At 39.9% G+C, this 14,634-nt stretch carries 11 protein-coding genes; 4 read left to right on the plus strand and 7 right to left on the minus strand.

Annotation, left to right across the window (positions count from 1 at the left end; genetic code table 11):
* Positions 1-43 precede the first annotated feature (43 nt).
* Entirely contained in the window at positions 44-949 is a 906-nt protein-coding gene (locus B9T36_RS02940) for a neutral zinc metallopeptidase (protein WP_086208068.1), read from the minus strand.
* A gap of 41 nt (positions 950-990) precedes the next feature.
* A complete protein-coding gene (locus B9T36_RS02945; RefSeq protein WP_086208069.1) occupies positions 991-1,917 on the minus strand; it encodes a DUF808 domain-containing protein in 927 nt (308 codons plus the stop codon).
* A gap of 198 nt (positions 1,918-2,115) precedes the next feature.
* Between B9T36_RS02945 and trpS the strand changes: the two genes are divergently transcribed.
* From trpS to B9T36_RS02960, 3 genes are all read left to right on the plus strand, one after another.
* Positions 2,116-3,129, plus strand: coding sequence for a tryptophan--tRNA ligase (gene trpS, locus B9T36_RS02950; protein WP_086208070.1), 1,014 nt, complete (start codon positions 2,116-2,118; stop codon positions 3,127-3,129).
* Positions 3,130-3,591: 462 nt separating this feature from the next.
* Entirely contained in the window at positions 3,592-4,236 is a 645-nt protein-coding gene (locus tag B9T36_RS02955) for a YqiJ family protein (protein WP_086208071.1), read from the plus strand.
* A 48-nt stretch (positions 4,237-4,284) separates the two neighbouring features.
* Positions 4,285-6,003 (plus strand): flotillin family protein, encoded by a 1,719-nt coding sequence (locus B9T36_RS02960; RefSeq protein WP_086208072.1) that lies wholly within the window; start codon positions 4,285-4,287, stop codon positions 6,001-6,003.
* A gap of 279 nt (positions 6,004-6,282) precedes the next feature.
* Here B9T36_RS02960 and B9T36_RS02965 read toward each other — a convergent pair whose 3' ends face one another.
* On the minus strand, positions 6,283-6,714 hold the full coding sequence (locus B9T36_RS02965; RefSeq protein WP_086208253.1) for a hypothetical protein: 432 nt from the start codon (positions 6,712-6,714) through the stop codon (positions 6,283-6,285).
* Positions 6,715-7,197: 483 nt separating this feature from the next.
* Here B9T36_RS02965 and pgaB (B9T36_RS02970) point away from each other — a divergent pair, with 483 nt between their 5' ends.
* Positions 7,198-8,436, plus strand: a complete 1,239-nt coding sequence (gene pgaB, locus B9T36_RS02970; protein WP_086208073.1) for a poly-beta-1,6-N-acetyl-D-glucosamine N-deacetylase PgaB — start codon at positions 7,198-7,200, stop codon at positions 8,434-8,436.
* Here pgaB (B9T36_RS02970) and pgaD read toward each other — a convergent pair.
* Genes pgaD through pgaA form a run of 4 tightly spaced genes read right to left on the minus strand, consistent with a single transcriptional unit; the run spans position 8,336 to position 14,445 of the window.
* Positions 8,336-8,896 carry a poly-beta-1,6-N-acetyl-D-glucosamine biosynthesis protein PgaD gene (gene pgaD, locus B9T36_RS02975; protein WP_086208074.1) on the minus strand — a complete coding sequence of 187 codons (561 nt, stop codon included), beginning with the start codon at positions 8,894-8,896 and terminating at the stop codon, positions 8,336-8,338. The genes pgaB (B9T36_RS02970) and pgaD overlap by 101 nt on opposite strands.
* Complete coding sequence (pgaC, locus tag B9T36_RS02980) at positions 8,883-10,157, minus strand: poly-beta-1,6-N-acetyl-D-glucosamine synthase (RefSeq protein WP_086208075.1); 1,275 nt, start codon at positions 10,155-10,157, stop codon at positions 8,883-8,885. The genes pgaD and pgaC overlap by 14 nt, the downstream gene beginning before the upstream one ends.
* Positions 10,157-11,992 (minus strand): poly-beta-1,6-N-acetyl-D-glucosamine N-deacetylase PgaB, encoded by a 1,836-nt coding sequence (gene pgaB / locus B9T36_RS02985; RefSeq protein ID WP_086208076.1) that lies wholly within the window; start codon positions 11,990-11,992, stop codon positions 10,157-10,159. The genes pgaC and pgaB (B9T36_RS02985) overlap by 1 nt, the downstream gene beginning before the upstream one ends.
* Positions 11,992-14,445, minus strand: coding sequence for a poly-beta-1,6 N-acetyl-D-glucosamine export porin PgaA (pgaA, locus tag B9T36_RS02990; RefSeq protein WP_086208077.1), 2,454 nt, complete (start codon positions 14,443-14,445; stop codon positions 11,992-11,994). Before pgaA ends, pgaB (B9T36_RS02985) begins: the two co-directional genes overlap by 1 nt.
* Positions 14,446-14,634 lie beyond the last annotated feature (189 nt).

The raw sequence follows: 14,634 nt of genomic DNA on the forward strand, positions 1-14,634 counted from the left end.
AAATAAAAAAAGGCGTTTAATCGCCTTTTTTATTACAAATAGCTTAAATTGCCTGATTAAAGGTATCACAACTGTTGAGCTGGCCAGATTTGAATCCTGTCTCAAACCATTTCATACGTTGCTGACTGGTTCCATGGGTAAAGCTATCTGGCACAACCTGACCAGTTGCACGCTTTTGCAAGTAATCATCGCCAATCTTATTTGCAGCATCCATGGCTTCTTCAATATCCCCCTGTTCTAAGAACTGAGTACGTTGATTATTATGATGCGCCCAGACACCCGCTAAACAGTCAGCTTGTAACTCTTGGCGTACTGATAAAGCATTGCCTTGAGTTTGTGAACCCTGCGCACGTGCCTGCTGCACCTGTTCAGAAATACCCAAAAGCGTCTGAATATGATGCCCGACTTCATGCGCGACGACATAAGCTTGAGCAAAGTCACCCGCTTGGTCTTGACGGTTCAGTTCTGTTTGGTTTTGTTCACCACCAATCCCCATCTGCGTACGCATATCTTTAAAGAAAGCGGTGTCGATATATACTTTTTGATCTGCAGGGCAGTAAAACGGTCCCATCGCAGATTGAGCAGTACCACAACCTGAATTCACCGCGCCAGAAAACATCACCAACTTCGGTGGGACATATTGCTGCCCTAACTGCTGTTGGAACACTTGGCTCCACGTGTCCTCGGTATCTGCCAGTACTGTCCCAACAAATTCAATAGCCTCTTGCTGGTCAGGTGTCGGATTCTCCAAACCTTGAGTTTCAGATGCTCCCGTTTGAGCCGTCACTTGCTTGGTGGCTTGATACGCCTGCTGTGGGTCGACGCCCAAAAACTTCCATGCCACAAATGCCACAATCAACCCTAAGATGCTGATCCCACCTGCTTTAACACCGCCACCACCGCGACGATCTTCTACATTACTACTGACTCGACGTCCCTTCCAACGCATAGCACGCTTCCTTTTTCTAATTCATGCCTAACTGATTCAGTTTATGCCTTTTTTGACGTCGGCCAAACTTTTTTAATCAAACTTATGATAGCTAAAACAATCAAACCCGCCACAAAACCAATCACCAGATTTATCAGTGTTGGTGTCAATGCACCTACGATGCTACCCACAGTTGGGATATGTTCAGCATAATCCACTGAACCTTCAGTGAAATGATGTAATAAAGGCACACCATGCGAAATGATGCCCCCCCCCACCAAAAACATCGCGATCGTTCCCACAATGGTCAAAGTCTTCATCAACTTCGGTGCAAAAGCCAATAAACCACGACCAATACTTTGCTTCACAGAAGACGCCTGTTCAGTCAAATACAATCCCAAATCATCAATTTTGACAATCATTGCGACAAAACCATATACCCCTACTGTCATAATGATAGCAATTACGGATAGCACCATGACTTTGGTCGAAAAAGTAGCAGCAGCTACAGTTCCTAATGAAATCACCACAATTTCTGCCGACAAAATAAAGTCGGTACGAATCGCCCCTTTGACCTTATCTTTTTCAAAAGTTGCCAAATCCGTTTCAATCGCTGCTATTTCATGACTAGCTTCTTCTTCAGTTTTGGCTTTTTTATGATGCAGGCTGTGTAAAACTTTCTCCACCCCTTCATAGCATAGAAATAAACCACCAATCATAAGTAAAGGCGTGATCAACCACGGGGCAACCACACTGATCAACAGCGCAGCAGGGACTAAAATCAGTTTATTAATAAATGAGCCTTTGGCCACCGCCCAAACTACAGGCAACTCACGGTCAGTACGAACTCCACTCACCTGCTGCGCATTTAGAGCTAAGTCATCACCAAGAACCCCTGCTGTTTTTTTCGCTGCCATTTTACTCATGACAGCAACGTCATCTAATATCGTGGCAATATCGTCTAGTAATATTAATAAGCTACTCGCCATTTATTTTTATCCATCTTAAGAATTTTGACATTTTAATCTGTGATTTAGCCTTTTGAATATTTGTTTTTTGAAATTTGCCTGAATTTTATATTTTTTTCGCTCCCATTTTTTTAACACTGACATTCAAAAAGATTATGCCGTACAATGTCTGCATTCTTTGAAAATAGCATGTCGCTAAGACGACTTTGGAAAAAAGTAATGAGTAATCAAGACAACCGTCCTGTGATTTTGACAGGCGACCGTCCAACGGGACAACTTCATTTAGGGCACTTTGTAGGATCTTTACGTTCTCGCGTAGGTTTACAGGATTCTCACCATCAGCATTTACTCTTAGCAGATGCACAAGCTTTCACAGACAATGCAGATAACTTTGAAAAAGTACGCCGCAATATTATTGAAGTTGCTACTGATTACTTAGCCGTGGGTATTGACCCAACCAAAACCACCATTTGTGTGCAATCCAGCTTACCTGCACTGAATGAACTGACTATGTTGTATCTCAACTTTGTGACCGTATCTCGTTTAGAGCGTAACCCCACGATCAAATCTGAAATTCAGATGCGTGGTTTTGAGCGTGATATCCCAGCGGGTTTCCTATGCTACCCAGTTGCACAAGCAGCAGATATCACCGCATTTAAAGCAACGGTTGTACCTGTGGGTGAAGACCAAATTCCAATGATTGAACAGACCAATGAAATCGTGCGTCGTTTAAACCGCCAAATTGGTCAAGAATTACTTCCAGAGTGTAAAGCGCTACTTTCGAACGTAGGCCGTTTACCAGGCTTTGATGGCAAAGCCAAAATGTCTAAATCGTTGGGTAATACGATTGTGCTTGATGCATCAGATAAAGACATCAAAAAAGCAGTTAATGCAATGTACACTGATCCGAACCACTTACGTATTGAAGATCCAGGTCAAGTCGAAGGCAATATTGTATTTACTTATTTAGATGCTTTTGATCCAAACAAAGAAGAAGTTGAAGAACTCAAAGCACATTATCGTCGGGGTGGCTTAGGTGATGGTACTGTGAAAAAACGCCTTGAAGGCGTGTTGAAGGAACTGATTACCCCAATTCGTGAACGTCGTATGGAACTTGCAAAAGATCCTGATTACATCATGGATATTTTGAAAACAGGCACAGACAAATGTCGCGACATTACGCAACAAACTTTAGATGAAGTGAAATCTGGTTTAGGCGTATTTCACTTCTAAATTGATTCGCAATTAAAATACGTTTCAATGAGCAACTAAAAGCCTTTCTCTTTGAGAAAGGCTTTTTTTGAATGTAAAATAAGCTATTTTCAACTTAAAAGTGACATTTTACGTCGCTTGTTAACCTAAATTTACAGTACTTAACGTGAATACTCATGAAATAACCGTCCTCAGCGATTATTATAACTTCATAGCTTAGATTAACCTCTGAGATATAACATTTCTCCTTTTTACCGAAACTGTGTAACAACAGATTCGTAGTTCTACGCAATGAAAACCCCAATCATTGCGTATTTTTTTGTCTGAATTTTATAAAACCACATGCAAACTCTTGCCAATTTATGCTGTAACTCGCTTAGACATTCATTAATTTGGGTGCTATGCTAAAGTTCAGTTTTAATACAATTTTGTTTAAAAATTTATACTTAACAGACAACAGCATAAAAATAGAGAATCTTTCAAATGTGGGAATTATTTACTCACCCTTCTAATTTAATTTTTAGCATTTGTTTATGCCTCATGTTTCTATTGGGGCTTCTGGAACTGATTTTATTGGTTTTTGGTGGAGGTTCACAAGGTTTACTCGACCAATTCTTACCCGATGATCTCAGTACGTCTAAAGATGTTGATATTGCTTTAGATGCTGATCAGGGCTGGCTGAATGCTTTATTAGACTGGCTCTTTATCGGTCGTGTTCCTTTATTGGTCTGGCTGATTATCTTTCTGACTTTATATAGTTTAACTGGCTTTATTCTGCAATCCATAATTCAGAGCTTCACTGCTACATATTTTAGTGCATGGATTATCGCACCACTTTGTCTTGTCGTCTCGATGCCTTTCATTCGCTATAGTGCAATGCTGATTGCCAAGATTTTACCTCAAGATGAAACCACAGCCATTTATAGTGAAGAGCTGATTGGTCGCACAGCTTTGATTGTTTTGGGAGAAGCGAAAGTCAACTCGCCTGCGCAGGCACGCGTAAAAGACCAATTTGGACAAACCCACTATATTATGGTTGAACCCGAAGCTGATATTCATTTTTCACAAGGTCAAGAAGTCATTTTGACCCAAAAAACCCATATTGGCTTTAAGGCCATTTCCGTTTAGTCACTTTTTAATTCTTCATTTATAACTTTAAATAAAATCGAGATCATTATGCTCACAAACAATCTCTATAACATTCTTATTCTTGCAGGGATTATCTTTGCTGCCCTCGTCATTATCGGCATTATTATTGCCCGTTTATACCGTCGTTCAAGCAAAGAAATTTCTTTTGTTCGTACTGGTTTTGGTGGTGAAAAAGTCATTTTAGGTGGAGGTGCAATTGTACTACCAGTCCTGCATGAAATTATCCCTGTCAATATGAATACCCTGCGCTTAGAAGTTCGTCGTGCCGATGACCAAGCACTAATTACTCGTGACCGTATGCGCGTCGACGTGATGGCAGAATTCTATGTTCGTGTAAAGCCTATGGCTGAGTCGATTGCAATTGCCGCGCAAACCTTGGGTCAAAAAACCATGTCGCCGAATGAGTTAAAAAACTTAGTCGAAGGTAAATTTGTGGACTCACTGCGTGCCGTTGCCGCAGAAATGGCGATGGAAGAATTACATGAAAAGCGTGTAGATTTCGTGCAAAAAGTACAACAAGTGGTGTCTGAAGACTTGCATAAAAACGGCTTAGAACTTGAAACTGTGTCTTTAACAGGTCTAGACCAAACAGGCTTTAAATATTTTAACCCGCAAAATGCCTTCGATGCTGAGGGTTTAACCAAGCTAACTGAAACCATTGAAGACCGCCGTCGTAAACGAAATCACATCGAGCAAGATGCTGACCTTGCCATTAAAACCAAAAACCTAGAAGCAGAACAAGCACGCTTGCAGATCTTACGCGAAGAAGAATACGCAAAACTACAACAAGAACGTGAAATTGCGGTTCGTCGTGCAGAACAACTGGCCGAGATTGCTTCTCAAGAAGCTGTGAAAAAACGTGAAGCAGAAGAGGCACGTATTGCAGCTGAACGTGAAGTTGAACTAAAACGCATCAGTGCTGCACGAGATGTAGAAAGTCAAAATATTCAAAAATCACAAATTATTGAACAAGCTCAGGTTGAACAGAAGAAAACTATTGAACTTGCAGAACAGTCTCGTGCCATTGCAATTGCTGAAAAATCGCGTGAAGAATCCGAAGCCAAAGCCTCTGCTGACCGTGCTCGTGCTGAAGCGGTTAAAGCTGAAGAAGAAGTGATTACAGTCCGTGAAACACAACGTGCTGAGCGTCAAAAAGCTGTTGAATTGGTCGCTGCAAAACAAGCCGCTGAGAAAGATGCAATTGCGATTACCGTGGCTGCTGAAGCAGGTAAGCAAGCCGCTGCAGATGATGCCGAAGCAGTTCGTATTGCAGCAGAAGCTCAAGCCGAGCAAGCTCGCTTAAAAGCTAAAGGTGAATCAGATGCCAAAATTCTTTTAGCGCAGGCGATGGAAAAACAATACCAAGTCGATGCTGATGGTACACGTGCAGTGAATGAAGCTAACAATGTACTGTCCCCTGAACAGGTGGAAATGCAAATTCGTTTGGCGCTATTGAAATACTTACCAGAAATCATTCGTGAAAGCGTTAAACCAATGGAAAACATTGATGACATTAAGATCTTACAAGTCAATGGCTTAGGAAATGTAGGCGCAGTATCATCAACATCCGCAGATGGCACAGAACAATCCTCTGTAGCACTGTCCGATCAGGTGGTAAACAGTGCCCTACGCTATCGCACTCAAGCACCTTTGATTGATAGTTTAATGAATGAACTAGGGATTCAAGGCGGTGACATTAATGGCTTAACCCAAAGTTTAAAACCACAAAATGTAAAAAGTGCATAAATTTTCATATCTAAAAAACGCGACGATGAGTCGCGTTTTTTATTCCGTTATCACAGCTTTATCGCTTAAAAGAGGGAAACAGACATTTCAAAAAATCCACTAAACATCTGATTTAAATTCCAAACTGCCCTCATCCCTACTGAAATTAAAGCACTGTTTAGCCGAAACCTAACATCATATTTTTGATGTTTAAAGTCTCCTATACGGAGCCTATGCAAGCATTCTTATTGAGAATATGCTGAACCTATTTGAGCTACACTCTGTATTCACACGTAATCTTTAAAACAGTCGCACCCAAAAAATTCGTATCAACTGCCCACGATCATAGGGAAAACTTGAAAGGTACTCATATCCAATTTTATTTCTTTTGTTAACCTTAATTTCTACACCATAACCAAATGAAATGCTAAGCGCATCCAAATCAGAACTGTGAAACTCTCCAGTCCCTAATTTATGGCTCAAACTATCTACATTGTAGGCTGTATAGTTAAATACTCGGATATACTCATTCTCATAAAAATCATTATTCATCAGTGTATAATTTTTTTCTTCTTCTTCATGTTGTTCCGCTAAGTCCTGATAATGATGAAAGATTTCATCGCCCATAAACTCAACCAAATAGACATCTTCATTTTCAGCATAGGCCGTATTAATCGGTAACCATAACAACAATAAAAAACGACAAAAGCACAAATGAATGGAATTCAACATCTGTAATACTGTTCTACGAAAAATTAGTATATAAATAAAGAATATAACATAGCCATTCAATAAAATAGCGATCGCAAGCAATACAAAATATCCATGACTTTGGCTTTAGCTGCAATCCTCACTGTTTTTGTTCAACAGCTTTAGCAGCTTATGACCATACAATAGATTTCTTGCATCAGTCATTTTTTGAGCTGTATTGAAATCACAATGAAAGTTCCTTCTCCTTTGTAAAGGAAAGGGCTAGAGAGAGGATTTATAGGAAGAATCCACCTTCATTCTAACCTTTTCAACAAGAGAGAAGTGATGTTCAACACTTATTTTATTGCCAATGAATGATCATTTTTTAACTTTTGCAAGAGTTCTAATGCCTTGCGGTTTAATCTACCTACAAATTTAAGCTCACACAAGCATACATAAAAACGCCCCTCACGCTTGGCTTTTCGATTACAGTATTTATTCATACTCTGTTTTTCATGAAACACCATGGTTTATTTTTTAAAGCATAAAAAACTGAACATATTACTCACCTGTATAACCACACTGCCCCTGTTCGCATGTAATGTTATACATCAACCAACGCCTCCCGTTCTGATCAAAAACCACCCAATAGATACCATTGTTGCAGAGTATCAAGCACAAAATATTCAACTTTCTACCGCAACAAAAATTGATCAGATGCGCATTATGCATATTGATCTAGACTATGTTTTCGACCCCAATAAAAAACAGCAACAGCAAAATATTCAAACCCTAATTTCTCGCATTCAACAGATTCAGCCGAATACCATTTTTCTACAAGCTTTTGCCGACCCAGATGCTAATGGTTCAGCAGACCAAGTTTATTTTGAAAATAGACATATTCCAACGCGTGATAATTTATTCCCGCAAGTTTTGCGCGAAATTCGACAACAAACTCAGGTAAAGCAAGTCTATGCATGGCTTCCTCTCATCGCATGGGAATTTCCTCGACAAGACCAATTACAATATGTGGAAAACAGTCAAAAAGTTTCAAATGCTTATATTCGTATCAGCCCCTTTGAGCCTAAGAATATAAAATTGGTTACTGAGATATTCAATGATTTTATAAGCAGAAATAAAGTCGACGGCATTTTGTACCATGACGACATAACCCTTAATGATCATGAAGATGTATCTATCGTAGCCGAAAAAATGTATGGAGCATGGGGATTTAAAGATCTATCTATGCTCCGTGATCCAAAGCACCCTGAACAGTTTAAATTTGCACAGTATAAAACTGCTTATTTGGACCAGTTTGCAGCGGGCTTAAGCCAAGTTTTAAGAAAACAGCAGCCGAATTTACTCACTGCTCGTAACATGTATGCACCAGTTGTGCTCAATCCAAAGAGTGAACAGTGGTTTAGTCAATCCCAAGCCAGTACCCTAGCCTATTATGACTATAATGCAATTATGGCGATGCCTTATATGGAGGATAGTCCGAATCATCGTCAATTTTACTTGGACCTGATTGCTCAGGCCAAAAAATACGACCCAAACTTGGATCGTACTATTTTTGAACTTCAAGCCATCAACTGGAAAAATAATCAGAAAATTTCCAGCTCTGAGCTCGCTGAAACCATGCAGTTACTTAAACAACACGGCGTTAAGCATTTTGGTTATTATCCAGATGATTTTGTACAACAACATCCACACGCAGCGGCTTTGAATCCAGTGTTTTCGCCTGATCATTTAGATCATAAGTAGTCAGTTCACCATCCTCACTGTAGTGTAAGGTAATGTTGTCTGCATATTGCAAACGTTTAATATCTGTCGTGCTGACACGAAAACTATGCGCAAGTTCAGATGGCATGACATTGCTCGGAAATAAGCGCTTTTCATTATTATGAAACCGATACCAATTATAACTCGCCCAAATAAACAGACACAGAATGAAAAACGTAATCAACCCTGTTAAATGAAACAGATTCAAGGGCTTCCGTGGCATTTCTGCCACAATCAATTGCTCATAAACCAAGCTTCCTTCAAATAACCAAAACAGAACTGTGAGTAATGGTAAAAACAACCACATCCACGTGATCCATCCAAGCGCCAACAGACTATAACCTGCTGTTTTATTTCGAACATATTCTGGTCGGTCTATATAGCTAGGGATGTCTAGTAAGTTTTCATCAGTAATTATTTTAAAGTTTTCAGTTTTTTGCATCTTTGGTCTCTCCTCTAAAACCACGGTCTGGACTCACCCATCGAGCACGCTTTTGCGTTTTCAATAAGGTTTTCGGTACAGAAACGACTGTTGTCATCATGGTTAACAGCCAAAAGAACAGTGGATACCAAATCACCCAAAAATAATTTCTCAAAATACGACCACGATCATATCGGTTATCAATCATCAAACTGACAAAGAACTGAATAAGGCAGGTAACCCCTAAAATTACCCCATACCACTGCGGGATAAAGGACTGAATCGCCCACTCACCAGGTAATGGAAAAAACAAACCGTAGAGATATAAAATAATGATACCGAACATCACATAGGCCCAGAGAATACTGATCATAGACTCAATCGCGACTGGCCACATACGGCGTAAACGCCAGTTAAACATTTGTTTGCTATAGGCCAATAAGACCTCTATTCCACCTTGCGCCCAACGTAAACGTTGCTTCCATAAGCCGATAAAGGTCTCTGGCATATAAATATAGCCGAGTGCATTTGGCACATAGTGCAGATCCCAATGGTCAAATTGCAAACGCCATGACACATCAATATCTTCAGTAATCATGTCGTCACGCCAGTATCCAATACGATCCAAAGCAGTTTTACGGAATCCGACCAATACCCCAGACACTGTAAAGATCCGACCATAAGTCCGTTGTGAACGTTTAATGAGACCAATAATAGATGAGAACTCGCCCACCTGAATTTTGCCTAAAATACTTGAACGGTTGATAATTCGAGGGTTCCCCGTCACAGCCCCCACACGTGGAAATCGTGTTAAATGGTGCATCATCCATAGCACAGCATGTGGGTGCAATAAAGCGTCACCATCTATACAAATCAGATATTCATGCTGACTGACCATAGCTCCCGCTTTTAGTGCATAAGCTTTTCCTTGGTTTTCAGCCAGATGCACCACACGTAAACGTGAGTAAGTTTGCTGTAACTCATCTAGAATTTCAGCGGTTTTATCGCTACTGCCATCATTAATCGCAATCACTTCAAAGTCAGGATATTGCGTTTGCATGGCGTATTTAATGGTTTCTCGAACTTGATCTTCTTCATTGAAACAAGGAATCAAAATACTACAGGCATGCTCACTTGGTTGTGGAACATCATTCTCCCGATATTCACGTTTTAAATAGAACCATATTCCGCCTGCAATCCATAGCCAAGCCATAAAGAGTGGATATAAAAATGCAAAACCAAAATAGTAGTCGCTAAATCTTAAATTAAATAACCATTGCATTATTTTTTCTCCAAAACTTTTTGAGTAAATGGATCGCGGTAATTCAATGGGCTGCTATTTAAACTCAGCTCAGGATAAAAATTTTGATGAATCACTTTCGCAAGATTAAAGCTGTAATTATTTACACCTACTTTTTGAATCGCTAAACTTCTCAGTTGTTGATAACTCTTTTTGAGCTGTTTTACCTGTTGGGTGCTAAGCGGAGTTTGGACATTAAAGCTCGCAATCAAATACTGCTGCTCTTTTTCATTCAAAGTTTTAAGTTGTTTAACAAAGGCATTAAATACCTCTGGTTGTTGGATAGGATCTAGCTCAACATAAAGAAAATCTGCATACTCTAAGGTATAGTCTAATAAAGGCTTTAAACCGTCTAACTGGGTTTTTTCTAAATTAACTTTCAGCGCTGTTTGGTAATTATTACTGATATTGGCATAGTACTTTGCCTGCTCCTTGCTTCGCTCTTTGATTTTAAAGACGCGATTTACTTGAGCTTCGCAATTAGGAGTCCATTTTTGCTGACCGATCGCGCAGTCTAGCATCGAACCCGTATCCAACATTAACCCTTCAATCGAGCTATTATTCTTTACCAAGTCAGCCGTCAACATCGCAAGGTCTACATTCTGTTCAGTTTCCAAGCTGATTGGGAGCTCGGCATAAACACGGTTAGCAATACGTGTTCGTGACTGCCATACCACACGATTCAGCATATCTTGCTGCATTTTCAACTGCCGATTGGGGAAATATGCAGCATCAATTTTTCCATCACCGTTGCTATCTGACACGGCTTTAAGAATCAAGGTATTGGTTTTTAAACCGTCAACACGATCCAATAACTGTCCGAGTTTCTGATTAAACTGCTCATTATCGGCCGATTGCATTTCTGCTAAATCAAAACGCAAAAAACTCTTCCGCTGCTTATAAGGTGCTCGGACATAATTCAAAAACTCCAACATTTCCTGATTAATCATTTCAGGTGTTGGGTTATCCATAATCAAAGCACGTTGATATGTTTTTACCGAGTCTGCCAGGGGTGCAACACTACCTAAACTAAAAGACATCGGTAAGCCTGCTTTAGCTGCCAATTCTTCACTTTCCGCAGTGACTGCACCATAAGGCCAGAAAATAGCGCGACTATTTATAGCCAGCTCACGATCTAATACCTGTTTTGATTTTTTTAAGTCGGCAACCACTCGACTGCGATATTCAGCCTCTGTTTCATAAGTTTTTTGTTTTTCAAAATATTGACGAGTAATGGCTGCTGGTTCCATATTTTGCTGTGGGTTCGCCAAAATGCCACGGTGTAAATTATCAGAGTGAGATACAAATTCAGCATAACCTGATGCAGCCATTTCACGCATTTGTGGCCATGTCATTAAGTTGCCTACACCGTATGCCTCATAGGCATCTTTGGTATTACCATTAATCCAGCTGGTTGGTATTGCAAATACTGCTGGCGTTTTATACTGCTTTAACAGTGGAAAAACCCGGTTATAACTACTCAATGCCCCATCATCAAAAGTTAATAGTAAAGCCTTGTTAGGTAATATTTTTTTTCCCTGCCTTGCCAGCCAAATATCTTCTAGACGAATCGGCTGCCACCCTTCACGCTGTATCCACTCTAGATACTGCGCCAGATTTTTGGTGCTAATCGCGTACACATCACGATCACCACTTTTTGCAACATCATCCCGTACATCATGAAAAGTTAAAGTCACAAACTGATTATCTTGTAATTTAATTTGTTTAGGTTTTTGCAATTCTGCATATGAAAGGTTTGGAACAACAAGTGTTCCCGTTAAACTCATTGCGATTAATATATTGATGAATTTTTTCATTAGAAGCGCCCCTCAAAGCCAATCACCCCATAAGTACGTTTCTCAGAATCACCATCATAAGGATGGATTCCCCAACCTATGCCGTAATTGAGCTTCCATGTTCTCGACAGTTGCCAATCATGTTGGTAATAAATGTTATAAATTGCTTCTGCCGAATAGTCTTTTTGCTTATACGTCCCTACACTTGCTTCAAAGTGCTGACTAAAATGGCGATCATAATGACGCCATGTCATCCACTCATGCTCTAAGCCGACTTCTAAACTGTAATTCGACTCAGGATTAAAATAATCCACGCGGACATCATCATTTTGACCGTAATAGCCCCGTAAAATGGCTTGCGTAATATGATGTGGTGCTTGATAAATCTGTTGCCTAAAATAGGCAGCCACTTCTTGGCGCGTATTGTTATCATCAATATCCGTCAGTTGATAAGTTGCCCCTGCCTTACGAGACTCATTCTGCTGCCAGTCAAAACCCAAGCTGTAAGACTGTCCTTCATCACCATTGCGTATAGCTTGTAAGGGAATATCGGCTTGGCTGTTATAAGCCAAATGATAGTTCCAATGATCATTCAACCACTGTGACCATTGTAGTTCAGCACCTAGACGATCTCCGTTTGTAGTCTGCGATAATGCAATACTTGCTGATTTTCGTTTTGATGCCCATTCAAGTCCAAGTCCAATCCGATTATCTTTCACCTTGCCGTCATCAAACTCAGACCAACGATAGTCCTGCATGGCATAAGCACGATAGTTATCATAAAACCAAGGGCTATTCAGACGCGTTTGATGCTCGCGCTCACGCGAACCTTTTAACTGCCCAAGCAAGTCACGACTGTCAGATTTGCTTTTTGAAAGCATACTTTGGTGCTGAATAGTTGGTCGATTACGGTCATTCAACTCTTTCTGGCTAAGTCGAACCCCTGTATCTAAAGGTGAGCGTTGCATTAAATCTGCATTCTGAGCACGCCAAGCCTGAATATTTCCAAGAGCTTGGTTATTTTGCATATGGTTAATACGCGTTGCCTGATCAATCGGCTCTACCCCTTGTAGTTGGGATAAGTTACTTTCAGATAGTTTTGGTTTTTCTCGCCAACGCTGAATTAAAGCAAGATTGTTTTGATAACTCACATTATTAGGTGCTTGTGCCACCAACTGCTCAAAATAATGTTCAGCTTTGGCATGTTCATTACGATAGGCATAGTTCAGACCTTTTAAACCCAAATATTCAAAACGGTCATCGTGTGTTGTTCTATTTACACCTTTTGCATTGCTGTATTTAAAAGTCGGTAATAAATGATCCATCTGAACAATCAACTGATCAGCTTGCTTAAACTTTTCTTGTTCAATCAGAGAATAATACAAACCTGCATAGACGTCGTAATTAGGATAATTTTTTTCTAATAGTAAACTGCGATAATACACTTCCGCTTGCTTAGGCTGACGCAATCTCAAATAACTGTCTGCCGCAGCATGACGTACATAAGCAGGCATATCCGCAATTGGCAAATTCACTTTTTTTAATTCAGCTAAAACCTCATGAGATGCTTGTCGTGCATTTAAAGCATAGCTGTAGTCATAATAAAACTTGCGACGAAGCGCCTGATCTTCGGGTAACTCAGTTTCATAACGCTGCATTGCCGCAATCACTTGATCAAGCTTGTTATAGGCTTGCATACCTTGATCACGATAGGTCAACATACGCTGGGACTGAATTGCATTTTGGATACGTTGAGAAAACTCATTAAGCTTTACACTATGACGTAAGTTTGGACGTAATTCATTTAAACCATGACTTTGAATATATTCCTCAGCTTCAACATAAGCACTATTCACCATCAGGGCTAAAACATATTGCTCTTGTAGATCAGGATTGACCTGTTGGTTCAGTGCTGCCTCTGAGCTTTCCAATGCTTCAATCGGCATACTCAGAACGCGGTAGGCATATGACATTTGTGCTAAATAGTCAGGGCTGAGTTGTTCTGTTTTGACTTGTGCCAGTAATTTTTTTGCTTGAACCGTTTGTCCAGCCTCTGCATTTAATACAACTTGCCACACTAACCATTGCTGTTGTTTACTCTGTTGGTAAAACATTTCAGCCCAGTTTGCAGCGGTATTGAACTGTCTTAAATCGCGCTGAGCCTTCACAACACTTAACCATGCATATTCAGGAAAACGTTGAACACTAATATCTTGTAAATGGGCTAGATCTGATGCAGTTACTTTCTGATGCGCATAGGCACTGACCATATAATCTGCAATGAGCTTTTGATTTTGTGGTTGTTGTGCCAATAAAGCCCTTAACCGTTCGAGACCTTGATCAACTTGACCTGATCGAATCAAAACAACACTCTCTTCTCGGAGTTGATCAATGTTATCTGCTGCTTGCAAAAGTGTTACAGGGCAAGTGCTAGCTAAAATACAAATCATCCATATTGGCTTTTTATAATTCATATACTTTTCACACTATGTAAATAAAGATCACCACATAATTAAATTATGTGACTTCAATCACATTGTATTTTCGTAGTAAGTGAAATCCAACCAATTTTCGTCATGAAAAATGTAAGAAAAACGGAGATTTTTTACGGGACTCTATTAGATATGTCTATGAAATAATAAAAAAATCCCCAATTTTGGGGA

The sequence above is a fragment of the Acinetobacter sp. ANC 4204 genome, from assembly GCF_002135205.1.
In the GTDB taxonomy this organism is placed as follows: Bacteria; Pseudomonadota; Gammaproteobacteria; order Pseudomonadales; family Moraxellaceae; genus Acinetobacter.